This window comes from uncultured Chitinophaga sp. (assembly GCF_902168175.1).
GTDB lineage: Bacteria > Bacteroidota > Bacteroidia > Chitinophagales > Chitinophagaceae > Chitinophaga.
Genome location: NZ_CABHOU010000103.1, coordinates 25,191 through 50,631, shown reverse-complemented (window position 1 = coordinate 50,631; position 25,441 = coordinate 25,191). Strand labels below are relative to the sequence as shown.

14 protein-coding genes are annotated in these 25,441 nt (G+C 48.3%); 7 read left to right on the top strand and 7 right to left on the bottom strand.

Annotated elements, in window-relative coordinates; all coding sequences use genetic code 11:
• The first annotated feature begins 18 nt into the window (after positions 1-18).
• The 3 genes from QZT80_RS24945 to QZT80_RS24935 are packed head-to-tail and all read left to right on the top strand — an operon-like array spanning position 19 to position 5,226.
• On the top strand, positions 19-1,464 hold the full coding sequence (locus tag QZT80_RS24945; protein WP_295128856.1) for a Gfo/Idh/MocA family oxidoreductase: 1,446 nt from the start codon (positions 19-21) through the stop codon (positions 1,462-1,464).
• Positions 1,465-1,471: 7 nt separating this feature from the next.
• Positions 1,472-3,583: an alpha-N-acetylglucosaminidase gene (locus QZT80_RS24940; RefSeq protein ID WP_295128853.1), complete on the top strand. Its 2,112-nt coding sequence runs from the start codon at positions 1,472-1,474 to the stop codon at positions 3,581-3,583.
• A complete protein-coding gene (locus tag QZT80_RS24935; protein WP_295128852.1) occupies positions 3,583-5,226 on the top strand; it encodes a DUF4091 domain-containing protein in 1,644 nt (547 codons plus the stop codon). The genes QZT80_RS24940 and QZT80_RS24935 overlap by 1 nt, the downstream gene beginning before the upstream one ends.
• Here QZT80_RS24935 and QZT80_RS24930 read toward each other — a convergent pair.
• Both QZT80_RS24930 and QZT80_RS24925 read right to left on the bottom strand, forming a co-directional pair.
• On the bottom strand, positions 5,223-8,603 hold the full coding sequence (locus QZT80_RS24930) for a M1 family aminopeptidase (RefSeq protein ID WP_295128851.1): 3,381 nt from the start codon (positions 8,601-8,603) through the stop codon (positions 5,223-5,225). The two genes, QZT80_RS24935 and QZT80_RS24930, sit on opposite strands and share 4 nt — an antisense overlap.
• Positions 8,597-9,484 (bottom strand): ABC transporter ATP-binding protein, encoded by an 888-nt coding sequence (locus QZT80_RS24925; RefSeq protein WP_295128848.1) that lies wholly within the window; start codon positions 9,482-9,484, stop codon positions 8,597-8,599. The genes QZT80_RS24930 and QZT80_RS24925 overlap by 7 nt, the downstream gene beginning before the upstream one ends.
• Positions 9,485-9,681: 197 nt before the next feature.
• Between QZT80_RS24925 and QZT80_RS24920 the strand changes: the two genes are divergently transcribed.
• Positions 9,682-11,097 (top strand): sensor histidine kinase, encoded by a 1,416-nt coding sequence (locus QZT80_RS24920; protein ID WP_295128847.1) that lies wholly within the window; start codon positions 9,682-9,684, stop codon positions 11,095-11,097.
• On the top strand, positions 11,094-11,816 hold the full coding sequence (locus tag QZT80_RS24915; RefSeq protein ID WP_295128845.1) for a LytTR family DNA-binding domain-containing protein: 723 nt from the start codon (positions 11,094-11,096) through the stop codon (positions 11,814-11,816). The genes QZT80_RS24920 and QZT80_RS24915 overlap by 4 nt, the downstream gene beginning before the upstream one ends.
• Here QZT80_RS24915 and QZT80_RS24910 read toward each other — a convergent pair.
• Positions 11,807-12,367, bottom strand: a complete 561-nt coding sequence (locus QZT80_RS24910; protein WP_295128843.1) for a hypothetical protein — start codon at positions 12,365-12,367, stop codon at positions 11,807-11,809. The two genes, QZT80_RS24915 and QZT80_RS24910, sit on opposite strands and share 10 nt — an antisense overlap.
• 168 nt (positions 12,368-12,535) lie before the next feature.
• Here QZT80_RS24910 and QZT80_RS24905 point away from each other — a divergent pair, with 168 nt between their 5' ends.
• Positions 12,536-13,849, top strand: coding sequence for a hemolysin family protein (locus QZT80_RS24905; RefSeq protein WP_295128841.1), 1,314 nt, complete (start codon positions 12,536-12,538; stop codon positions 13,847-13,849).
• A gap of 497 nt (positions 13,850-14,346) precedes the next feature.
• Here QZT80_RS24905 and QZT80_RS24900 read toward each other — a convergent pair whose 3' ends face one another.
• The 4 genes from QZT80_RS24900 to QZT80_RS24885 are packed head-to-tail and all read right to left on the bottom strand — an operon-like array spanning position 14,347 to position 22,139.
• Positions 14,347-16,338 (bottom strand): alpha-L-arabinofuranosidase C-terminal domain-containing protein, encoded by a 1,992-nt coding sequence (locus tag QZT80_RS24900; RefSeq protein ID WP_295128839.1) that lies wholly within the window; start codon positions 16,336-16,338, stop codon positions 14,347-14,349.
• Positions 16,339-16,368: 30 nt separating this feature from the next.
• Positions 16,369-17,049, bottom strand: coding sequence for a DUF3823 domain-containing protein (locus QZT80_RS24895; RefSeq protein ID WP_295128837.1), 681 nt, complete (start codon positions 17,047-17,049; stop codon positions 16,369-16,371).
• Positions 17,050-17,054: 5 nt separating this feature from the next.
• The gene (locus QZT80_RS24890) at positions 17,055-18,941 is read right to left on the bottom strand and encodes a RagB/SusD family nutrient uptake outer membrane protein (protein WP_295128835.1); all 1,887 of its coding nucleotides are present in this window, start codon (positions 18,939-18,941) and stop codon (positions 17,055-17,057) included.
• Positions 18,942-18,953: 12 nt separating this feature from the next.
• Positions 18,954-22,139, bottom strand: a complete 3,186-nt coding sequence (locus QZT80_RS24885; protein ID WP_295128833.1) for a TonB-dependent receptor — start codon at positions 22,137-22,139, stop codon at positions 18,954-18,956.
• 117 nt (positions 22,140-22,256) lie between these two features.
• Between QZT80_RS24885 and QZT80_RS24880 the strand changes: the two genes are divergently transcribed.
• On the top strand, positions 22,257-25,436 hold the full coding sequence (locus QZT80_RS24880; RefSeq protein ID WP_295128831.1) for a two-component regulator propeller domain-containing protein: 3,180 nt from the start codon (positions 22,257-22,259) through the stop codon (positions 25,434-25,436).
• Positions 25,437-25,441: the final 5 nt, after the last annotated feature.

Here is a 25,441-nt window from a genome sequence, read left to right as displayed (position 1 = left end):
CAGCTAAATAATTTTTTTATGAGTATAAATAACCGACGCAGCTTTCTGAAAAGGGCCACCGCCGGCACGGGTGGATTATTATTGGGTAATATGTTCGGCTATGCTTCTGCAGGTGCTTTGAACGAATCGGTACAGCAAAGCCTTTCGCAATCAAAAAAGCATAAGCAATTGTTTAATATGACCGGTTATGCCGCTCCCAAAATACCAACCGTTCGTATTGGTTATGTAGGCATTGGCAACCGCGGTGGCTGGGCAGTACACAGGATGACCAATATCCGGAACGTGGAGATCAAAGCGCTTTGCGACATCCGCGAAGTGGCAGTAAAAAAGAGCCAGCAGGTATTGAAGGAAAAAGGATTCGCTGCGGCGGCTGAATACTTCGGCGATGTGAATGCTTATAAAAAAATGTGCGAACGTGATGATATAGATCTCATCTACATTGCTACACCATGGGAATGGCACGCTCCAATTGCCATATACGCTATGGAACACGGGAAACACGTAGCGGTGGAAGTTCCGGGCGCTGTTACACTTGAAGAGTGCTGGCAGATGGTGGAAACATCGGAGCGCACCAGGAAACACTGTATGCAACTGGAAAATTGCTGCTACGACTTTTTTGAAACACTGACTATCAACATGGCGCAGAAGGGTTTATTGGGAGAACTGGTGCATGGCGAAGGCGCTTATATTCATACACTGCTCGATGGCTTCTTCCACAAACCAGGATCGCCAGATGAAGCCCCGGGCTGGCGCTGGAAAGAGAACCTGAAAAACGGCAACCTCTATCCTACGCACGGCCTGGGCCCCGTTGCCCAGGCAATGAACATCAACCGCGGCGACAAAATGGAATACCTTACTTCGATGTCGTCGAACGATTTTATGATGGAAGCACTGGCCAACAAACTTGCGGCGGGCGGCGATCCCTACTACCAGCAGTTTGCAGGTAAACACTATCGCGGCAACATGAATACATCGGTGGTAAAAACGAATAAGGGAAAAACGATCATGATACAGCACGATGTTTCTACTCCCCGCCCCTACAGCCGTATCCACGCGCTTAGTGGCACCAAAGGTTTTGTACAGAAATATCCGGAGCCGGGCAAAATTGCATTCGGTCACGAAGGTTTTCTGAGCGAAGCAAAAGTAAAAGAGCTGGAAACACTTTATACACCTGAAGTAGTGACGCACGTAGCCGAAGTAGCGAAAGCCGTAGGCGGCCATGGTGGTATGGACTTCATCATGGACTGGCGTATGATCGACTGCCTGCGAAACGGGCTGCCACTCGACATTGATGTGTACGACCTGGCTACCTGGAGTGCCATTACACCTTTGAGCACCTGGTCGGTAAACCATCGTTCCAATTCGGTTGACATGCCTGATTTTACAGGTGGTTCATGGAAAAACAATAAACCGGTAAATCTTTCCCTGCGTGGTGGTGGCAATACAGGTGCTGTAAAACTTTAAATCGATCATGAAGAAACTCATTATATTATTGCTGCTGTTACCTACAGCGGGCTTTGCCGCAGACTTTACCGGCGTACAACAACTCGTTAAACGCCGCGTACCCTGGCTGCAACAGCATATTGTATTTGAAACACTGAACAGTAAAACGGACGCGTTCCAGTTACAGACCAAGCAGCATAAACTGGTGATAAGCGCCAACAATCCCAATGCAGCAGCTGTTGGCCTTAACTGGTACCTCAGGTACTATTGCCACCGCAGCATGTCGCACATGGGCGACAACCTCGCACCTGTAACAAAACTGCCGGAGCTGGAAACACCCGTTACGGTACAATGCCAGGCCATTTACCGCCATGCACTCAACTACTGCACCTACAACTACACCATGAGTTTTTATACCTGGGCCGACTGGGAGCATGAACTGGACTGGATGGCACTAAATGGTGTAAACATGATGCTGGTGGCCAATGGTACGGAAGTGGTATGGCAGAATGTGATGAAACGCATGGGCTTTAGTGCAAAAGAAATCGAAGGTTTCATTACAGGCCCGGCTTTTAACGCCTGGTGGCTGATGGGCAATATCGAAGGCTGGGGCGGCCCAATGCCACAAAGCCAGATCGATAGCCGCAAAGTACTGGTGCAAAAAATGCTCGCCCGTATGAAGCTGCTCGGCATCGAACCCGTAATGCCTGCCTTCTTCGGCATGGTGCCCAAATCGCTGGCTGCCAAAACAAAAGCACATATCATACTCCAAGGTACCTGGGGCGCTTTTCCACGTCCAGACATCCTTGACCCCACGGATACAGCATTCGCACGCATTGCAGGGATCTTTTACGACGAAACCCGCAAGGCTTACGGTAAAGACATCCGCTTCTTTTCCGGCGATCCTTTCCATGAAGGAGGCGTTACCGAAGGCGTTGACCTCGCCAAAGCCGGTGTGGGCGTGCTAAAGGTGATGCAACAATACTTTCCCGGTGCTATATGGGTGTTACAGGGCTGGCAGAACAACCCTAAGCAGCAATTGATATCCGAGGTAGATAAATCGTCGCTGCTGGTGCAGGAACTGTTCGGCGAAAACACCCAGAACTGGCAGGACCGTAACGGGTACGAGGGTACGCCTTTTATCTGGTGTACAGTTACCAACTTCGGCGAACGCCCGGGACTTAACGGTAAATTACAAAGGTTTGCGGACGAGGTGTACAGGGCTAACCAGAACAATTACATGAAAGGGGTGGGCATTATGCCGGAAGGCATCAACAACAACCCGGTTGTATACGAATTGCTGTTAGAACTGGCCTGGCACAAAGAAAAATTAGATGTTAGTAAATGGCTGAAGGATTACACCGCCGCCCGTTACGGCAAATCCAACCCGCATATCGACTCGGCCTGGCAGTTACTCCTGCAAACAGTGTATGGCAACCCCGGTTACCAGGAAGGTCCGCCGGAAAATATACTCTGTGCGCGCCCTGCTCTGGAAATAAAATCGGTATCCCGTTGGGGGAATTTAAAGAAGGGATACGACACCGCGGTATTTGTAAAAGCAGTAACACATTTCTATAAAGCTGCGCCGGCCTTTACGGGCAGCGAAACGTATAAAACAGACCTGATCAACTTCGCCCGGCAGGTATTGGCGAACAGGGCCGATAAAGTGTTTGCGGAGTTTGTAAACGATTATCATGCGAAAGACCTGACATCGTTTAAACTCTCTTCCGGCAAATTCCTGCAGCTCTGCGATCTGGAAAATGACCTGTTAAATGCGCATGCTTATTTCAGGTTACCTACCTACCAGAAACAGGCAGTTAATGCCGGCAATACTAAGCTGGAAAAAACGAATAACCTGTTGAACCTGATGATGCTCACCACCTATTGGGGCGGCCATAATGAAAAGGAAGACAACCTGCATGAATATGCCTATAAAGAATGGGCCGGCCTGATGAAATCGTTCTACCGGGAACGCTGGGCAATATACTTTGCACACCTGGAAGGAAATTTAACCGGCAAACCCACTACCCTGCCCGATTGGTTCTATTGGGAGCGAAGCTGGGTAGAAAAACATCCGGGAATAGCAGTAGATTCGTATCCATCCAGGATTAACGAAACGCTAAAATCTATTCTCCGTTGATGAAGAACACATTACTATTATGCCTGCTGTCTATCAGCAGCTTTGCCCAGGTAAAACTGGCCGGTTTTGGAAACACCGATGTACGTTACAATGCCACGAACCTTCCGCAGCAGCAAACCACGCACACACTTGAAGGCTGGAAGGGCGAAAAAGTAAATACACAACTGGTAATCTATACCAGTTCTCCCGTAGCCAAAGCCTCCGTAAAAACGGGCACCTTCCGCAAAAGCGATGGTAAAAGCCTTGCCTTCGAAACAAAAACCGGCTTTGTACATTATGTATGGACCGATGGTTTGAACAAAGCTGGCAGCGGTTGCGGTATTCCGGCCAACAACCAGCTTGACTCTTCCCGGGTGGCAGATGGTATTGAATGTATCAACACAAAAAAAATCGCCGCAAACACTGTACAACCTGTATGGGTTAGCGTTCGCATACCACGTCATGCTGAAACCGGTGATTATAAAAGCGATATTATTATTGTGATCGATGGGAAAGCGTATCCTCTCACCTTAAACATTAAGGTGAAGGATCACGTTTTGCCCGAACCTTCCAAATGGCAGTTTCACCTCGACCTCTGGCAAAACCCGTATTCCATTGCCAGGGTGCATAATGTAAAACCCATGACGCCGGCCTTTTTCAAGGCAGCAACGCCGTACATGAAAATGCTGGCCGACGCCGGACAAAAAACGATCACGGTGAGTATGATCCACGATCCGTGGCGTAGTCAGACCTACGACATTTACCAGTCGATGATCAAATGGACTAAAAAGAAAGATGGCAGCTGGGCTTATGACTATACCATATTTGATCAGTGGGTGTCTTACATGATGTCGATAGGGATTGATAAGTTGATCAACTGTTATTCGATGGTGCCCTGGAACAACCGGTTCTATTATTACGATGAAGCCGCTGGCAGGGATACAGTACTGGTGGCTCAAACCGGTACGCCCGAATACAATGCACACTGGCGCCCTATGCTGCAAAATTTCGCCCAACACCTGAAACAAAAGAACTGGTACCACAAAACAGCCATCGCTATGGACGAACGTCCGCTGGCGGATATGCTGAAGGTAGTAGCGCTGGTGAAGTCGGCCGACAAGGATTTCAAGATCTCGCTGGCCGGTACCTATCATCGCGAATTAGGCGAAGATATTTACGACTATTGCATATCAGCCGCTGAAATATTTGAGGCAGACATCATGGAAAAGCGGCTGAAAGCATCGCTGCCTACTACCTTTTACACCTGTTGTGTAGAAGCCCGTCCTAATACGTTCACCTTCTCCCCTCCTGCAGAATCAACCTGGATGGGCTGGTTTGCTGCCAACAAAGGCTTCAACGGCTATCTGCGCTGGGCTTACAACTGCTGGCCGGCCAACCCAATGACCGATTCACGCTTCGGCACATGGTCGGCGGGCGATACTTATTTCGTTTATCCGAACGCAGGCAGCTCCATCCGCTTCGAGAAACTGATCGAAGGTTTGCAGGATTATGAGAAGATCAGGATACTGCGCGCCGGTGTTATCAATGCTTCACAGTTGGAACAACTGAATAAAACCGTTCAACAATTTGAGTTGGGCGCACTGGCTAAAGAAACCGCAGCAGAAATGCTGCAAAAGGCCAGGACAGTTCTCAATTCACTTTAAAAACGTTTATCGTTGAGGATGTATCCGTAAGGATCTATCTCCACCGCATCCACGCTTCTGCTAAGCACCAGGTCCAACACCGTTTCGGTTGATGTGACCTGGTGCTTTTTTAAATAACATCGTTCGCCACCGGCATACAGGGCAATTTCCAGGTTATCGTCGGGCACCAGTTCTTTTCCTGTTCGTATATCTCTCTTTCGAACACTAAGCGCAATAGTGGCTTTAAACTGCTGTCCGCCGACAGGTTTACAGGAAAGGAGCCGGGCGCCCGCTGAATAAATGATGACCCGTTGTAGCTCTTCGTGTACTACTTTCTGCTGCCACGGATTCGCCTTTGCAGTCAGCATTTGCACCAGGGCATCGGGGTTGGCCTTTATATGAGGATAGGCATGCTGTGCTAATAACTGGCGCAATACCCCGTTCAGCGTATCTTCCCCAAAAGCTTCCTTCAATGCGTACATCACCACGGTGCCCTTCTGATAATGCACGTATGCTTGGTTGTAAGTGTAGGCAAGCGGCAACTCATCCGCTGTACGCATACCGAAATACAGTTGATTATCAGTCAGCAGGTGTTTGCCAACTTTATCTTTCCCAAAACGCTTCTCCAATACCATTGCCTCTGTATACTGTGCCAGCGACTCTGTAAGGAAAGCTGCCCCTGCACCGTTCTCCGGCCCCAGCAGGTATGCGAACCATTGGTGTGCCGTTTCATGAGCAGTAATGGCGTACGCCTGGTTTACCGTACTACTATCGCTGTAATTACCAAGAAAGTTGATACGTTCACCACTGAATACTACGCCAGGATAAGCTGTAGCAGCACCACGATATTGCGGAATGGCCACCAGCCTGTAATGCCTGTAAGGATACCGGCTATACTGACTGTCCCCATAATCCAACGCATCTTTCATTGCCATCATCATACCTGCCAGATTTTTGGTTTGATTGGGATGATGATAAATGGTAAGTGCTACCCCATTGTACCACTCGGATTTTACGGCATACCTGGCCGAACTGAGCGCCAGCATAAAGCGTACCGGCGATGCCGTTTTATAGTGATAATAACGTCTGCCATCTTTCTTCCAGGAGCCTTGCAGATCACCCACTGTCACCACCTGTTGATCTCCTTCCGTACTAACTACGGTTTCGTAATCGATGAAATGATACAGGCTATCGATTTTTTCTGTTTGTGCAGGCAAACCAAACTTACGTCGCGCAACTTTATCGCCGTTTTCGTACCGGTTATTGTAGCCGATATGTGGCAGGTATTTTTCCAGTTCGATATAAGTACCGTTGCTCACTACAGCGTGTTCGCTATTAAACGGCGTAAAGCCCGAACGCACTGTCTGCATATTAAACTTCAGTATTGTTTCTTCGCCGGGCTGTAGCGGTTTCGGCAACTTGTAGCGATATTGACGGAATTTTCCATCTTCCTGTTGCATCGTACATCCCTCCATAACCGCAGTCGTCACTTCCGGATCGATGCTGATCCATAGCGAATGAATGACAACAGCCGATTCGTTCATTATCCTGTAACTACCACTCACGCTGTATCTATTCTCTGATGGATATAAATCAACCTTTGTGGCAACCGCCTTAATGGTCGGTTGTGGCTGGTTCTCTAATGATTTATATTTTCCCTCATACTGCAACTGCCATTCTTCAGCAGCTTTCCGGCTTTTATAATCCCCTTCTATATTCGATTTATAAAAGATAAACGCCCCGGTAACCATCCAGGCCACCAGCAACGGGAACAGCCACTTACTAATGGGAATTTTCCTTTCCTTTATCCAGATGCTGATGCCAAGCAGCGAAAGTGCTACCGATAATAGCGTCCAGTAAAGCATGTACCAGTTAAATGCTTTCGCATAATGACCAAACCCGTTAAAGTCTGAATATTGCATTTCCGGCACAGTAGCAAATCGTAGCAGGTAATGCTCTATCCCTATTTTTTTACTGAAAATGATAATGCCGGCAATGATGAGGTTACATAACATCGCGAGGTATTTATTCGGTATCAGACTTTGAATGAATATGGCAAGAAGTACGTAGAGGCACAAAGGCAAAGCGCTATAATAGTAGAGACTCAGATAAGCCGCTACATCCATCTGCGCAGTATTGTTAGCCAGTTGCAATACCACGCCCATCATTACATTCAGCGTTACCAGCGTAAATACCAGTAAGAAAAGACTACAACTTTTGGCACTCCACATCACACCATTCGAAACCGGGGTACTGTAAATTATGCCCTGCATGTTCGATGCTCTTTCACGGGCCAGCACTTCGGCCGTGTAAAAAATGATCAACAGCATGGCCGGCCTTACCGTCCGTAATTCCTCCACCAGTATCCCGGTTAACGGGTAAAACGTTATCCCGTAAGGCCCGCGAAACACACCTTCATAAAGCTCTACGCCGTACAGGAATACCCATAACACTAACAGCAGCACAAAAGGAATATGTAAAAAAACAGACCTGACCTCCAGTTTCAGTTGAGATGTAAACGAATACAGGAAACGCGGCTTCACGGCAAAACGCTGGTAGGGAATTATATCGCGGATAACCGTACCCGGCAACTTCTGTCGTAGCTTCTCCGCCAGGCGGAAACGAAATATGCGGTAGGTAACCAATAGCAGTAACGCAGAAACCCCGCCCCATAACAAACGGTTCCATAACAGGATGCCATTTAAGGGCAAAACTTCCGAATTCCGCTGCACATCCGTCCACTGCCTGGTTTCACCAAAAAGCACAGAGAGGGCAAAAGGGTCGGTGAGATAAGGTAACAAAGACGCATGATCGGTCTTAAGCGCCGAACCTGCCATCATCGGCGAATTACCGAGAATGGAAGAGGTAAGATAGAGGATGAACAATAATACACCGGCAGCATATACAGCCTTTGTGCTTCGCGTAAGAACCGCCGTACAAAAAATAACAGCACACGTAAACAATACATTCGGCAGCGCGAATACAAATAACGGATGCAGGTGCCAACAAACGCGAAACGGGCCGTTATTGTCCATCATTGAACTGCCGAGCATCATACCCGCAAGCGCTAACACCATTACCACGAAAGCAGCCAGTAGCAGCCCTGAAAAACGTGTAACAAAGTAAGCTGAACGTCTGATGGCAGTGGCGTACAGTACTTCCTCCATCTTCCAGGTACTGTCTCTTAACACCACGACAGCACAAAAAACAATACTCACAAAAATCGTGAACAGCGATAACAGTCCGAGTACCACCGAAATTACATAAGGCCCGTTGGAATGTACATCCGGGCCGCCAAAGCCGCCATGTACACACACGCAGCCTAACACGAAGAACAGTAGTCCGGCCAGCTTAAATGTTAGCTGCGACCAGTAATACTTTAATTCGAAACTCAACATATGCTACCCTCCTTTTGCCCTTCTATTGCCGAAAAGTAAACATCTTCCAAATCAGGCTGGCATCGCTCAAAGTCCTCGCCCGGCTGCTGGTCGGATAATACATGCAGCTGAACATTGCCCGCAACACGCCTTGTTGAAATAACATTCAGATACGACAGGTAATGCTGCGCCGAAGATTTATCTACCACCCTGCGCCATACCCTGTCCTGCAGCGACCGGGTAAGGTTAGCGGGGCTACCCTGCAACACAATGCGGCCGTGTGCCAGTATAGCCATGGCCGGACACAGATCGTGTACATCTTCTACGATGTGCGTAGACAATACAACTACGATCTGCTCGCCTATTTCGCTTAGCAGATCGTGGAAGCGGTTACGTTCCAGCGGATCGAGACCTGCCGTGGGTTCATCTACAATAATTAGCTGTGGGTTACCTAACAGTGCCTGCGCTATACCGAAACGCTGCCGCATGCCACCTGAAAAAGTACTAACGGCTTGTTTTCTTACCTGGTAGAGATTAGTTTGCTGCAACAGGGCTGCCACCTGCTCTTTCCGTTCTGCTTTGCTGGTCAGGCCTTTCAGCACAGCCAGGTGATCGAGTAAAGCCATAGCAGATATACGCGGGTAAACACCAAAGTCCTGCGGCAGGTAACCCAGTTGCAGTCGTAGCGACTGTGGATCACTCATCACATCTTTACCATCGAAAAGAATGGTACCGCTATCGGGTAACTGCAAAGTGGCGAGGGTACGCATTAACGTTGATTTACCGGCACCATTGGGTCCCAGTAGTCCAAACATACCATTACTCAGCTCGAGGTTAATGCCGCGGAGCGCGGTGATGTTGCCATAACTTTTTGTAAGATCTTTTACCTGTAAGCGGTACATAGGTTTACTGATTTGCTGCAAAGTTGCGGGCAAGGAAAAAAAGCATCAACTTAAAATGAAGAAGGTGACCAACCCAATGATGAACGCCCGCCCATCACCTTCAACCGTCATTTTTTACCTACATCACGAAAAGAGCTGCTTTCGTCATTAAAATTTGTCAGACACACAGATTCGGTGTTTTTTTAGTGATGTTTAAGATGTCGCGCATCTATTTCTGGATATATGCAGGCTTGCTGTTGTGGGGTTGTTTGCTTTTCACGCAGCCTGAAGGTGGCTGGGATGTTTATTTCCAGGCGTTCCTTTTCGGCTGCCTGCAACTGTGGCCCGTGTTGGCCTTCAGTTGGTTCAGCCATCACAAACCGCGGCTCTTTCGTCCGCTCACTTTCCTGTTAGCGCTCCCGCTCACCAGTTATATTTGCCTGGCGCTGAACGCTGATCCGGAATTAATTGTGGGCATGGGCGCCACCGCCATCGTACTGGAACTGCTGTTCATGCTGGATGTGTTTTACAGGCAACGTGCCCGGAACAGCGGCTGGCTGCGGCAACCCGGACTGGAACACGCTGTATTGATCACCATCGGGATTATTGCCGTAGCACTTTCGGCGATGGCAGTTTCCAGTATGGATGATCCGGCCTATAATAGCGGCGGCCAGTTGTTGATCGGGTTTGAATTCAGTATAATCAAAGTGGTTCGGAACTTCGGCACCTTCCTGGTTTTCTGCCTGCAGTTTATATTGATGTACCTGTGCGGATATGCGTTCTTCTTCATCAACAGCAGGTACCTTGTGCCTATTATCCTGAAGCAGAAAGGAATACTGATCTACCTGCTGTCGGGTATGGCAGTGGTGGCATTCCTCGCCCCTCTGCTGGCCCAGCTCGTCATCCTGCTGCCACTCAATCGTACTTTCGGGCAAATATTCCCCAGCAATCCCCTGCGACTCGAAAATGCAGCAGCGGGGATATTCATTATCCTGCTAAGCCTTCCTATTGTGCTGGCATTACAGTACGCACGGCAAAACAACCGCATCTTATCACTGGAAAAAGAAAAAGCCCGCACCGAACTGGATTTGCTGAAGCAGCAAATCAATCCTCATTTCTTCTTTAATACGCTCAACAACCTTTACGCCCTGAGCATGCAACAGTCGGCGCAAACATCTGAAAGCATACTGCAACTGTCGGAGCTGATGCGGTACACCATCTACAAAGGTCAGTTACCAGCCGTTGCCATCAGGGAAGAAATAAAGTATGTGCAGGACTATATACAACTGCAACAAATACGGTTAAAAAACACGGCAGATATTACTTTTGATATACTTACCCAGGATGAAGAGCAACTGATACCACCCATGTTACTGATCGTTTTCGTGGAAAACGCATTTAAACATGGGATTGAGAATGCGGAAGATGCGGCGTTACTCAGGATAAGCCTGCAATGCAGCGAACGCCGGTTGTATTTCTGCTGTGAAAACTCTTTTGAAGAAGGGCATGAAACGCCAGGCATAGGGCTCAGCAACCTGCGGAAGCGCCTGGAACTACTTTATCCGGGTCGCCACGAGCTGCGCACTACCATTAAAAATCATACATTTAAAGCCGAATTGCAACTGGAATTATGAGTATGCGCTGTCTTATCGTTGACGATGAACCACTGGCCCATGATATTATCCTGCGGTATATGGAGGACGTGCCTTTTCTCAAACTGGCCGGACAATGTTACCGCGCGGCAGAAGCACTCGACTTCCTCAGCAAACATTCCGTCGATCTTATTTTCCTGGACATCCGCATGCCTAAACTAAGCGGCCTCGAATTACTTCGCACACTGAAACACCCGCCAATCGTGATCATTACTTCTGCCTACGAAGAACATGCCCTCGAAAGCTACGACCTCGATGTTTGCGATTATCTGCTAAAACCCTTCCGCTTCGAACGTTTCCTGAAAGCTGTAAACCGCGCACTGACGCAGCATACACTTCAGCAACCAACGCCCGGCACATTGCCGCACGCTGAACCGGCACCACCTGCACAGATCTACATCAAATCAGACAAAAAACTCATCCTGCTCGATCTCGAAGCTGTTCACTACCTGGAAAGTCTGGGTAATTATGTGAAGATTTGGGAAGGCGCCACCTTTTTGCTTACACCACGCACGCTCAGCAGCTTTGAAGAACAACTGCCTGCAGATGCCTTTATCCGTATCCACAAATCGTTTATCCTGCACCGTAAGTACGTGCAGTACATTCAGGGCAACATCATCAAATTAAAAAACGGGAAAGAGTTACCCCTGGGTAAAAACTACAAACATGTGCTAAAACTGCTCACCAACGGTTACCAGTAAGCCGGGTACTTATGTAATTCCGCCGTATCCAGCGGCATAAAAATGTAATATTCTTTATAGATACCGGGATAGTTTTTATCTGCGAACGGTTGCCTGCCCTCAATACCACCTTTCAGGATCACGATACTGTCTTGTGCAATGTGACCGAAGGCATAGTTAAACTGCCGCAAAGGGTTATTTACGCGTTGAATAGCTATACGATCACCTTCGATCCGGTAATACCCTTCAAACAGCGTTGCTCCCTGTTCTTTATGCCTTGCTGCTATTTTACCGATAAAGTCCGCTTCGGTTTTAAGGCTGTCGCCCATATCGAGAAACAGGTTGGTTTGCCCGCCAGGGAAAAACTGCAGTATCTTCTTTTCCTTCGGCGCACGCAGGGTGGGATTATCATCTGTCCACACGGCGGCGGCAATATACACACCATCGGTACGTAAGAATGAACTGTCTGCCAGGCGAAATTGTTTACGGTAATAGGAATAATCGCCTGTACGATAAGTTTTTGGAGAACAGGCTGATAAGGCGATAAGCAACACCAGGCTAACGTATTTCATGTATATCGGTTGGTTGTAGATGCCAATTTAGAAAAAAACGGCGTAATTCCTTACCATACGCAGCTGTAAGCGATGGCATTTGCTTTGTAGTTGTATACAGGCTTAACATAAAACCGGCGTATCGGAATATATTATTATTTTTGCTGTCTTCTAACGAACTAATTTAAAATGACCTGGGACATACTTCTAACACTTTTCCTTGTAATACTGAATGGATTTTTTGTAGCGGCGGAGTTCGCGATCGTAAAGGTGCGTACTTCTCAAATTGAGGTAAACACTGGTCGAAGCAATGCGGTTACCGGCATTGCCAAAAGTATTGTAAACAACCTGGACGGTTACCTGGCCGCTACGCAACTGGGTATTACGCTGGCTTCGCTGGGCTTAGGCTGGGTGGGTGAAGATGTAATGACGGTACTTATTATGGACCTGTTCAACTTCCTCAACATGAACCTGACGCCGGAAGTTGCCCATAAAGCTGCTTTGCCGGTGGCATTCATCGTGATCACCATATTACACATCGTTTTCGGAGAACTTGCGCCCAAATCGCTGGCCATTCGCAAACCGGTGGCTACCACCTTTGCAGTGGCGTTACCCCTGAAAATTTTCTTCATCGTGTTCCGCCCCTTCATCTGGATATTAAACAGCTTTGCCAACTTCATCCTGAAAGCCATCGGTATAAAACCCGCCGGCGAGCATGGGGATATACATTCGGAAGAAGAACTGCGGGTCATCATCTCTGAAAGTCACCAGGGCGGTGTAATTGAAGAAACGGAAAAATCACTCATCCAAAACGTATTTAACCTGGCCGACCGCCATGTACAGTCGCTGATGACACCGAGGAACGAGATCGTTTGGCTGGATGTGAACGATGCGCCTGATGTGAATATGCAAAAAGTACTTACGCGCAAACATACGATCTATCCACTGGCCACCGATGATATCGACGCCTCTTTCGCATTCGTATATTCCAAAGATCTGATCAGCGAAAACCTTGCGGAGAAGTTCAAGGACCTGAAAGCGATCAGCAAAAAAATGCTGGTGGTTACGCAGTATAACCGCACTTACCAGATACTCGAACTTTTCCAGAAGGAGAAGGTTTACCAGGCGATGGTAGTAGACGAATTTGGCAGCATTAAAGGTCTGGTGACCATTAACGACATCGTGGACGCGCTGGTAGGCAATATTTCATCGGAAACCAACGAGTTTGAATACGAAGTGGTGAAATACGAAGATGGCAGCATGCTCGTAGATGCACAAATGCCCTTCATCGAATTCCTGGAACTGCTGCATGTCACTATCGATCCGGCTAAAGCCAAATTAACCGGTGGTTATGTTACCCTCGGTGGCTTTATCCTCGAAAAGCTGGGTAAAATACCCGACATCGGCGACACCGTAAAACTGGGCAACCTGCAGTTAAAAGTAACTGCCATGGACCAGTTACGTATTGCCAAGATACTAGTGACCGGCAAAATCCGTCCGTAACCTTCTTTTAAATATAGTGAGCGGGTGTTCCATCAATATGGGGCACCCGATTGCTTTTTTAGCCCCCTCTTTATTTAAAAACCAATATGTCAAAGAACTTCGAAAACGACCTTTTGCCGTTAACGAAACGAAGTTACACCCGCCAACAGGCGAATGAAGGCGAAATGATTTGAAGCTTCATAAACCTTGGGACGAAGCTTAGCGAAAGTTGGGACGAATGCCCTCCTGATCGCCTGTAACCCTCCACCAGAAGGCATCTCCACCATAATTCACTTAATCACCATACAAAAGATGCTGCTTATCAAGCCACTCGAACCAACAGCAATAGGATCAGCATGGCGAAGGTATATCGATCCTATATCGATCCTATAATGCCCATCACCACCAGCGCGGGTTTCAGCGAAAACGGATATAGGATCGATAAAGGATCGATATAGGATGGCCGAAAAAAGGCGTCCCAAAACTGGGACGCCCGTCTTTTCTTTCCTTACTTTATTTTATTTAATAGTTACCCGATATACGGAGAACGAGTTTGGTGGCAGTTCTACATCCAGCTGTTTGCCTTTTAGCTTAACAGCCGATGTTACAGGCGCTACCAGCTGCGGGGCGTTGAAACTGTTCATGTCCTGCAGGGACGGGCTTTTAAGTGTAGCTACCTCGGCATTGCTGACAGCTACGCTCACACCTTCCAGCGCGATCTTTTGTTTTACCGCTACAGAAGAGGCGTTCACCACTTTGAGCAACAATGTTTTCGCCGGTTTGTCGATAACAGCAGAGGCGTACAGGCTGTCCTGCCCTTTAATGGTATTACCGTTCCGCAAAATGGGCACCACGTGCGTGCCTTTATTGGTAGAGAACATCTTTTGCACGTAATAGTCGGGCGTGCCGTACGACTGCAGGTTGTTTACCCAGATAAGGTCGGGCGTCCACTGCCAGCCGTCGGTGTGGGCGAACAACGGTGCGTAAGAGGCCATTACCACTACGCCCGCATTACGTTCCAGCCCGGTCATAAACGCGGCTTCGGCGATCGCTGTTTTTAAGATGTTGCGGTTATGGATACTTACTACTCTATCGCTTTGGGCGGCATACTCACCCGCGAAAATCTTGGAAGCGTTGCGGTCGTAATTATCATAACGGCCGGCATTGTCCAGGAACCAGGAAGGCGGACTGTAATAATGTTCGTCAATAATGTCAGCTTTCATAGCGCGCAGTTCTTTATCGAGATAATCGAAGCGTTCGCCGTTAGGATTAGTGCCTGCGCTTGCGATGATCTTAAAATCCGGGTACTTTGCCTTTATTGCATCCCGGAACAGTTTTAAACGTTCGATGTACTGGGGACCCCAGTTTTCATTACCCACGCCCATCATCGTCAAATTAAACGGAGCAGGGTGACCCATAGAAGCACGGATGCCGCCCCACTTCGTAGCCACGTCGCCGTTGGCAAACTCTATAAGGTCGAGGGCGTCCTGTATATAAGGATCTAACTGATCGAGCGGCACTACCTCCGCGGTGTTAAACTGGCAGGCCATACCACAGTTAAGGATAGGTAGTGGTGCTGCACCAATATCTTCCGCCATCTGGAAGTATTCAAAGAAGCCAAGCCCGAACGTCTGGTAATAATCGGGGGTTGGACGATGTGCAAACTCGGTATTCCAGCGGTTAACGATCAGGTGACGGTCTTCTATCGGGCCAATGGTTTTTTTCCATTGGTAACGTACAGAAAGGTCGTGGCCCTCCACAATACATCCGCCCGGGAACCGGATAAAACCGGGTTTCATATCGGCCAGTAGCTGCACCATATCGGCACGCATACCGCCGGGCCGGCCCTTCCAGGTATCTGAAGGAAAAAGGGAGATCATATCGAGATCTACAGAACCGGCACCATCGAACCAAACCGCCAGTTTGCCACGCATGGTACTATCGGTGGCGTTAAAACTTACATTCGCTTTATGCCAGCCGTCGCCGGTTTCTTTTAAATCAAGTGCGCTGTTGCCAATGATTTTCCCCGCAGCACTCACCAGTTCCAGCCGCAGTTTGAGGCCAGGTTTATGTTGGCGGTACATCACCGAAAAATCGTAGCGCAAGCCCTTCTTAATGCCCATGCCCCTGAAGCCCTCATTCACCATTCCTAAAGTCTGGGTATTAGCTTCGCGGGTTATGCGGATAAAACGGGGATTCGCGGCACTTTTTTCCTGCCTGTTCTGCACCAGCACTGCACCTTCTTTAACGGGCGACTGCCGCACTTCCCAACCCATCAGTGGCTGGTAAAATTCGAAAGAGCGGTTCTTTACCATTTCGGCATAAAGACCACCATCGGCCCCCATATTAATGTCTTCGAAAAAGACGCCCCACATGGTGGGTTCTACAGTCGAAACTACCTTTCCAGCCTGTACCGTCATTACAGGGCTGCCGGACTGTGCCCGCACTTTAGCGGGACAATATGCGGCAACCGCGAGCAGGGCGCCCGCAATCATGCGCTTTTTGTTCATATCTCAAATATAAGGTTATTCAGTACGGGTCTATTTCAGCTGTATCAGTTCGGCAGGCGTATACACCTGTTCGCCAACCCCCACCGCCTTAATTCCTACCCGCGCATATACAAAACTTTTGTTTGCAAGGTCTGCGGGCAACGTGAGCGTTAAGGTTTGCGGTTGAAGGATGTTGGTGATATCGGCAGCCACTTTGGTGACCGCTACATTCCTGTTAAACACATCTACAATCTTACTATTGCCCACGTAAAGAGTGACCGACTCCAGTGGTTGGGTGGGATTTATCCGCATTATTGTAAAAGTTGCCGTTACTGTGGTGGCCGTATGCTGGAAGGTAGCGTCCTGGAACACAAAATACGGGTCTACCTGCACATCGACCTGCCCATTACCCGAAACAGTTACGGGGATAGAGTCCTGGAAGTCGACCCAGGGCCCGTTACCACGCACGCCCACCAGCTTATAGTTACCATTAAACAGTTTTACTGAAAAACTGCCATCCTGGGCTACAAACACAGGGATTTTAGACGACAGTGCAAAACCAGGCTGCCATAACTCCAGCTGCACACCATTAGAGCGGAGGCCCAATTGTTTACCATTGTAAATAATACGGCCTTTCAGTTCCGTGGAAGGCGCATCATAATTATCCTTTTTACATCCCGCGCCCGCTAACAGCAGTATAAAGGCGAGTGATGACAGTATTCTTGTACGCATATGATCTATTGTAAAGGATTTTTAACAATTTTCGGGTTATTGTTCATTACATCCTGGGAGATGAACGTGTAATAGTTCTGTAACTGGAAGTTGCGCGGGGCACCGAAGCGCGGGGCCACCATCTTCACAAAAACAAACTTGTTGTTACGCGCTGCATCGCCTGGCCGTATTACCCGGTACGGATAAAGCGCATACACCCTTGCATTGGGATTGTCGTTTACACCATTCCATACCTGGTCGGCAATACGCCAGCGTTTCAGGTCCCAGAGGCGATGATCTTCAAAGGCCAGCTCTACCCTTCTCTCACTTTGTATTTTAGCGATGGACAGTGTGGTAAGACTGTTTGGAGGAAACCCCGCCCTCACACGCAGTTCGTTAATGTAACCCAGCGCTTCACCCGTACGGCCTAATTCAAACGCAGCTTCGGAAGCGTTCAGGTATATTTCACCCAGGCGGAACCATACCCACCAGTTATCGCTTCTTACACCACGGGTACTCGATTGCGGTGTGGCATCCACGAACTTCCGGAGATAAAAGCCAGTGTTACTTACCTCCTGGATGGCGCGGTGAGGGCCGGCCGCGGCTACCAGGGTACCACCATCTGTGTACTTAGTAGCCAGGTCGTTGCCTTCTGTGGTTTGATAAGCAGTACCGTTCCACACCATTACACCGGCCTGCATATCGATCACTGTACCTTTAAAAGGCGCGCCGCCGTATACGACAGTGCCGTACAGGCGGGCGTCCTTGTTGGCAAAGATGTCTTCTATCTTATCGTAATAAATATAATCGCTGTTATCGGCAGTGCGTGTTTTTACAGCGCCATTACTGCCGTCGAGGTAATCGAAACTTTCAACCAGGTTTAATGAAGGCGTTACGGACGATGACCCGAGGTTGTCTTCACGAATACTGCGCACGATGTTATCGTATGCAAAGAAGTGACGTTTATCTTTAGCGGCAAGATAATCCTTTACGAAAATCACTTCACCATTGGTCGCTTTCTTGTTTACGGCTTCATAAAAGTTCTCGCCCAAATTGCCGGTATTATTACGGTACAGGCGGAAAGGACTGGTAGTAATGATTTCCTGCGAGGCGATCAGTGCTTTATCGTAATACTCATTCGCCCGTGTTGCGGGTATTCCTACTTCGCCACCCGGTGTGGTAATCTGGGGTGTGTTCAAAGCATTGTATTTAGCGATAGAGGCTGCATACAACATGGCCCTGCTCTTTAAAGCCAATGCGGTGAACTTAGTTGCCCGGGTAATGCTGCCGCCGTTTCCTAAATCTTCTTTAATAGCATCTACTTCGCTGGCAATGAAGTCGTATACTTCGGCCTCTTTTGCCCGCGGTTGTTGCAGTTTGCTGGCATCACCGCTGTAGTCATAAAGCAACTGTGTAGTTACAAGCGGCACACCGCCCATTCTTTTCACCAGTTGGAAATAGTTGAAAGCACGGATAAATCGCAGCTCGGCCAGGAACTGTGTCTTCTGCCCGGCAGTAAGCTGGGTGCTTTTAGTAGTGATATTATCGATCATCAGGTTGATGTCGCGGATAAGGCCGTAGTTCCAGAGGTACCAGCTGCCGAAGAAGTCGTAACCGAAAATATTATTACGCCAGTCTTCGTTACTCTGCCCGCTCCACATGGCATCGTCATAATTAGCCATATTACGCCATTGCGAAATACGGTCGCCGCCGTCGGCAATGTCGTCCAGACCCTGATCGGAGGGTAAACGACTGTAAAAGTTAGCGAGTACGCCCACGATCTGACTGGGATCATTCAGCACCTGGTCGTCGGTGAGTATATTCCTGGGCTTCCTGTCCAGCCAGTCTTTCTGGCAGGCTACCAGCGCGGTAATACAAAGGAAGAGTGGGATCGTTTTTTTCAGCATTTTCATAACATGTACGAATTAGAGCGATAAATTAAAACCAAAGTTGAACAGCCTTTGCTGCGGATATACAAGCGCGTTTTCCGAAGCAATTTCCGGGTCAATGCCGTAGTCTTTCACGTTATCGATAGAAAACAGGTTGGTGCCGTTCGCATACATCCTGAAAGCTTCCACGCCTATACGTTCCAGCCACTTTTTCGGGAAGCTGTAACCCAGTTCGAGGTTGCGGAGCCTGACGTACTTCACGTTCATCACCCAAAAATCATTGGGCAGCCAGTTATTGGTAGCGTTGTTCAGGCGGATGGCGGGGTATTTACCGGGAATCCATTCACTGGTATTGTCATAAGGATCGGCGCGGTGCCACACATCGGTAAGCATGTAGTCGGGTGAGTTGCCATTGTTCTGGAAAGGATACCGAATTTCCCAGTTACGGTTGAAAGATTGCAACGCACCTCCCGCAAAGTCGGCACGAAGCGTAATGCCTTTCCAGGCGGCATTAGCCGTGAAACCAAAGCTCACGTACGGCTGCGCGCCCAGGGCATAACCAATCGGGCGTTCGTCCATGAAGTTGATGATCTTGTCGCCGTTCACGTCCTGGTATTTAAAGTCGCCCGGCAACTGTGTCCTGTTGCCCTGCTGATCATTGTTGATATCGTAGTTGCGGATCTCTTCTTCTGACTTGAACTGCCCGGTTACATGGTAGCCCCAGTAGATATTAGACCAACGGCCTTCCACAGAAGCACGGTACTGCTGCCAGGAGTTCTCGAACAGCGGGTTGTAGGTATTCAGTATTTTCAACCTGGCGAAAGTGGCGTTAGCACCAACACCGATATTTACATCCCCTACACGGCCGGCATAAGTAAGCTGGCCTTCAATACCGCGTGTTACATCGGAGTTCAGGTTTTCGTTGGGTAACACGTAGCCTACTTCGTTCGGCAGCCTCACATCGTAGCGGCCGGCAGGTAAACCTGTGCGTTTGCGCTGAAAGATATCTGCACTACCGGTTAACTTATTATCGAACAGGCTGAAGTCAACACCAATATTGGTAGAGCGGTTCGTTACCCAGCTGAGGTTCGTAATAGGAATACCTCTTGGCCTTACATTGATGGTATATTTATTATCAAGTACCGCGTTAAACACCGTGTTGTTATAAGTATAACCGGGAATGGCATCGAACGCGCTCACTCCTATTTCACTACCGGTTTCGCCATACGAAAACCTCAGTTTAAGATCGTTCAGCACCCTGCCTTTGATCTTTGTAAAGAACGGTTCATCCGAAATACGCCATCCCGCAGACATGCCGGGGAAAAAGCCATAACGGCTGCCATCTGCGTACAGGAACGAGCCATCGTAACGGCCCAGCACTTCCAGCAGGTAGCGCTGTTTATAGTTATAGGCGATACGGCCGATATATCCGGCACGTGCTTCCATACCCCACTCATCCGCCAGGTAATCCTGTTCGGCAAATGATTGCAGTGGAATGTAGTTATTGGAAGGCACCGTATGCACTACGAAATAAGAGTTATCGTAATCCGACTGCTCGTACGCACCCACTGCATACACGCTATGGTCGCCAAACTGGCGGGTATACGCGATCTGTAGTTGTGAGAAACGCGATACTACGTTACGCTTATGCCTTTCACGCCAGGGGTTTTGGTTACCGGTGCCTTTGATGTACGTATCAGTGGCGGTGTCATAACGGTACGCATCGTAAGTATATTCAAAACCGTCGAAGTCTTCGTTCATGTAATTGTACGAGTAAATCCCCTTCAGCGACAAGCCGAAATCAAAGTCGTACTGCGCGTTCAGGTTTACGTTCATCGCGCGCCACAGATTGTCTACATAACCCGTTACATCATCCTTATAAGTAGCCGGGTTCAGGTTTACGCTATGGGTTTCGTTGATGTACTGGGGGTTATCGTTTGCATAAGGACTCTCGGTAGGCCACATGCTAAATACGCTCAGGAACGGGTTAAAGTAATCGTCGAGCCCCGGCACCCCTACGTTATGCGTTTTTTCCAGTCTCGCGCTGATCTGTGTACCGATCCTCAATCCTTTTGCCAGGTTCGTTTCTATATTCGCCTGCAGGTTGGTGCGGTTGTACGAGTAATCGCGTATAATTGCTTCCTGGTTAAGGTTACTGGCCGACATGTAATAACTCGCACGTTTCGAACCACCGGAGGCGCTTGCGCTGATGTACGACTGTGGCACATTCTTACGCATCACCATATCGAAGTAATCGTAACTCTTATAGTATTTCTCAGTTCCCGCCTGCCATTTCGCCAATACTTCGGGCGTGTACAACGTTCTTGGATCGCCGCCGATGTTTTGCATACCTTGCGCCCTTGCCAGTGTATATTGCGCGGCATTGGCAGGTTTAGGGTACCGCGTAAAATTCTGGAGGCCGTAATAGCCATTGATGTTGATGTTGGGCTTTTCGTTTTTGCTGCCTTTTTTCGTGGTTACCAGCACTACGCCATTGGCGGCACGCAGGCCGTACACGGCGGCAGCACCATCTTTCAGGATAGTGATGCTTTCGATATCTTCCAGCCCGAGGTTATTAAACACGTCCTGCCCCGTACCTGTGCTAAAGCCGAAGGCATCCGTTTGTGGATTGGCATTGTAAGGCACACCATCGATCACGAAAAGCGGGTTACCCATATTACGGATCTGGATATTAATACCATTGCCCGGCCTGTTATCGGTAGCGCGCGTGGTAATACCCGGCACTTTCCCCACCAGGGCACCTGATGTAGTGGTAGAAGGTGTTTGCACCAACTGGGCCGACTTAACACTGCTCACGGCCCCGGTTACGTTCCCCCGCTTCTGGGTACCGTATCCTACCACAATAACGTCTGTTAATTGCTGGCTGGATGATTCAAGGCGGACATTAACCGTGTTCCGGCCGCCTATCTTCACTTCCTGGGTCGAAAAACCTATATAGCTGAAAACCAGCGTAGCCTCCGGGGCGGCATTGATCGTAAAGGTACCGGTGGCATCAGTAACCGCCGCAATAGTTGTACCTTTCACCTGCACGTTTACGCCGATAAGGGCGCTGTCGCCGGAACTGCTTACCTTACCAGTTACAACCGAAGTTTGTGCCAGCAAAGCAGATGGTAATATCAGCATCAGGAAAAGAAAGAATGGCCGGGGTATACAGTCCAAATAGAAAGTATCACTCTTCAGTTGTTGAAAAGTTTTTTTCATAACGCGTGATTTTGATTGAATATTTAATACTTTAGTTAGTGTGAAATTGACAATTATTATCTGATCCGGCACGCCATTTTGTTTCAATATTTCGCCAAATCATCTCAATAAAGTGATTTGAAACCCTGGACCCACATATTACTTTCCACGTTACTGGCTGTTTTTGTACACAGCCTTTACGGGCAATCCTATAACTTCCGCCATTACCAAGTTGAGAACGGGCTTTCCAACAACGCCACCATCTGTTGCCTGCAGGACCATAAAGGTTTCATGTGGTTTGGGACAAAGGACGGACTGAACCGTTTTGATGGTTATACTTTTAAGGTATTCCGCCATAACCAGGCAGACAGTACCAGCATTGGCAGCAACTTCATTCACAGTATTTATGAAGATGGGCGGGGTATACTCTGGGCCGGAACAGAAAAAGGGTTATACCGCTACGATGCTTCAGTAGAGAAGTTTAACCAGGCCGATAAAAGGGTGAGTGGCCCGGTAAGAGATATTAAATCTGACCGCCACGGCCGACTCTGGTTTATCATGGGTTTTACGCTCTACCGATTTGATCCGCAATCCGGTCAGCTCGATACTTTTGATACCCAGGGCTACTTTGAGGCCACGTCTATTTGTATGACGCCGTCCGGGCACATCTGGGTATCTACGCGCGACGGACTATTAGAGCGGTACGATGAAGCCAGGAATACTTTTACAGGCTTTGATATTTTCAGCCACTCCCCCGGTGCCGTTTCTCACTGGATAGAAAAGATCTACTGCAATTCGAAAGGACAAATATTCGTTGGCACCTCCAACCAGGGCGCGAAAATATTTGACAGTCAAACCCATTCTTATAAAGATATCATCACTTATAATGAAGATAAAACCGCCCTGTTTGCGCGCAACTTCGTAGAAGTATCACCGGAAGAAACCTGGATCGCCACCGAGTCGGGTATTTACGTATACCACACTGCTGCGGGAAAGATCATCAACATCAGGAAAAAATACAATGACCCCTATTCACTGTCAGACAATGCGGTGTACTCATTCTGGCGCGACAAAGAGGGCGGCATCTGGGCAGGCACGTACTTCGGCGGCATCAACTACTTCCCCAACCCGCTAACTCCATTTGCCAAATACTATCCGAAGATGACGGGCAACGCTATCAGCGGCAATATTGTACGCGAAATAAAGCAGGATGCTGCGGGCAACTTATGGATAGGAACAGAAGATGCGGGACTGAATAAACTGGATACCGCCACCGGCCTGTTCACCCCCTACCAGCCGACGGGAAGCCGTAAAAACATTTCGTACAATAACATACACGGGTTACTGGTAAACGGTAACGAAATATGGATAGGCACCTTCGAACATGGCCTCGATGTAATGGACGCCCGTACCGGACAAATTATCCGCCACTATTCCGCCGGCGCCGGGCCGCATATGATGAAGAGCAACTTCATTTATTATCTTACCAAAACCGGCGATGGACAAATACTGGCAGGTACCACACGCGGCGCATACGTTTACCGGAACGATGGTTTTGATCCACTACCGAATATGCCCGCCAACAACTGGTACACCTATCTTCTAAAAGACAGTTACGGCGTAATATGGGCCGCCACCTACGGTAATGGTATAAATTATTCATCCGCCTCAGAACATGGCAATTTGCGCCAGCGGCCGGGTGATGAAAAAAGTCTTAGCAGCGACAGGGTAACCAGTGTTTTCGAAGACAGTAAACGTAACCTCTGGTTTACTACGGAAGATGGCCTTTGCCTGTACAACCGCAACAAGCGCAACTTTACAACCTACACTACCGAACACGGCCTCCCGAGTAACTTTACGTTAAGTATACTGGAAGATGATAAAAGTAATTTATGGGTATCAACCACACGCGGGCTTGCAAGGTTTAATCCGGCCGCCGGTAAAGCGGTAATTTACAACAGCGTTCACGGTACTCTTGGCGATCAGTTCAACTTTAATTCCGCTTATAAAGATGCAACTGGCCGTATGTATTTCGGCAGTGTAAAAGGCATGATCAGTTTTCATCCTGATGAATTAAAAGAAAATGAATTTGCACCCCCGGTTTATATTACCGGGTTCCAGGTATTTGATAAGGAATTAAGGATCGGGGATAATGATTCACCTTTGCAAAACTCCGTGTTATATACAAAAAAAATCACCCTTCCGCACGACCAATCTACCATAAGTATTGACTTTGCGGCGTTAAGTTATGCCGCGCCCGACATGTCGGAGTATGCTTACGTTTTAGAAGGACAGGAAAAAAGCTGGACTTACCTGGCGCGTAACCGAAAAGCATATTTTACCGAACTGCCACCCGGTGATTATCTATTTAAGGTAAAAGCCTCCGTAAAACCAGGTGTGTGGAACCAGGAAACAGCGTTAGCTATAAAAATACTTCCGCCATGGTGGGCCAGTAATGCCGCCTACTTTGCCTATTTCATTTCCACCGTACTCGTGATATCATTCGGCATTAAAAGATATCATGAAGAAGTGGAGAAAAGAAACAACCGCAAGTACGAGCTGCTGGAAAGAGCAAAGGAGAAAGAAATATTCCAGGCCAAAATCGTGTTCTTCACCAACGTAGCGCACGAAATACGAACGCCCCTTACACTCATCAAAGCCCCGCTGGAAAAAGTAATGACCAAAGCCACCGGTATGCCCGACCTGATGAAGTTCCTGCACATCATGGAGAAAAACACCAACCGCCTGGTAGACCTTACCAACCAGTTGCTCGACTTCCGCAAAACAGAGATCAATGGTTACAGCCTTAGTTTTGTGAAAGCAGATATCGGTGCTATGCTGGAAGAAACCTATTATAGTTTTAAACCGCTGGCCGATGAGAAGCACACACGATTTCATCTCCACCTGCCGCCGGAACAGGTGTATGCTTACATTGATATGGATGCGTTCAACAAGATCATCTATAATCTTTTCAGTAACGCCATTAAGTTCGGAGATGTATTTGCATCGGTACAACTATTACCTGTGGACGAAGGTGCAGAGAATTTCAGTATCCGCTTTAGCAACGATGGTCCGCCGATACCCGCCGAACTGCAGGAGAAAATATTTGAACCTTTTTACCGGATGAAAGATATTAAACAACCTGGCACCGGTATAGGCCTGGCTTTATCGCGTTCACTTGCCAAGTTGCATAATGGCTCGCTGTACGTAGAAGCGCATCATCAAAATGTATTTTTACTAACCCTGCCTGTACATCAGGCCACAGAATTTAATCTCTCTGTTGTTCACGGCGTGAACGGCAGAAAACTCTCAAACTGAAAACC

Excerpts from the sequence above, each read along its gene's own strand:
- QZT80_RS24945 (WP_295128856.1), top strand. The coding sequence starts at position 19 with ATGAGTATAAATAACCGACGCAGCTTTCTGAAAAGGGCCACCGCCGGC.
- QZT80_RS24940 (WP_295128853.1), top strand. The coding sequence starts at position 1,472 with ATGAAGAAACTCATTATATTATTGCTGCTGTTACCTACAGCGGGCTTT.
- QZT80_RS24935 (WP_295128852.1), top strand. The coding sequence starts at position 3,583 with ATGAAGAACACATTACTATTATGCCTGCTGTCTATCAGCAGCTTTGCC.
- QZT80_RS24930 (WP_295128851.1), bottom strand. The coding sequence starts at position 8,603 with ATGTTGAGTTTCGAATTAAAGTATTACTGGTCGCAGCTAACATTTAAG.
- QZT80_RS24925 (WP_295128848.1), bottom strand. The coding sequence starts at position 9,484 with ATGTACCGCTTACAGGTAAAAGATCTTACAAAAAGTTATGGCAACATC.
- QZT80_RS24920 (WP_295128847.1), top strand. The coding sequence starts at position 9,682 with ATGTCGCGCATCTATTTCTGGATATATGCAGGCTTGCTGTTGTGGGGT.
- QZT80_RS24915 (WP_295128845.1), top strand. The coding sequence starts at position 11,094 with ATGAGTATGCGCTGTCTTATCGTTGACGATGAACCACTGGCCCATGAT.
- QZT80_RS24910 (WP_295128843.1), bottom strand. The coding sequence starts at position 12,367 with ATGAAATACGTTAGCCTGGTGTTGCTTATCGCCTTATCAGCCTGTTCT.
- QZT80_RS24905 (WP_295128841.1), top strand. The coding sequence starts at position 12,536 with ATGACCTGGGACATACTTCTAACACTTTTCCTTGTAATACTGAATGGA.
- QZT80_RS24900 (WP_295128839.1), bottom strand. The coding sequence starts at position 16,338 with ATGAACAAAAAGCGCATGATTGCGGGCGCCCTGCTCGCGGTTGCCGCA.
- QZT80_RS24895 (WP_295128837.1), bottom strand. The coding sequence starts at position 17,049 with ATGCGTACAAGAATACTGTCATCACTCGCCTTTATACTGCTGTTAGCG.
- QZT80_RS24890 (WP_295128835.1), bottom strand. The coding sequence starts at position 18,941 with ATGAAAATGCTGAAAAAAACGATCCCACTCTTCCTTTGTATTACCGCG.
- QZT80_RS24885 (WP_295128833.1), bottom strand. The coding sequence starts at position 22,139 with ATGAAAAAAACTTTTCAACAACTGAAGAGTGATACTTTCTATTTGGAC.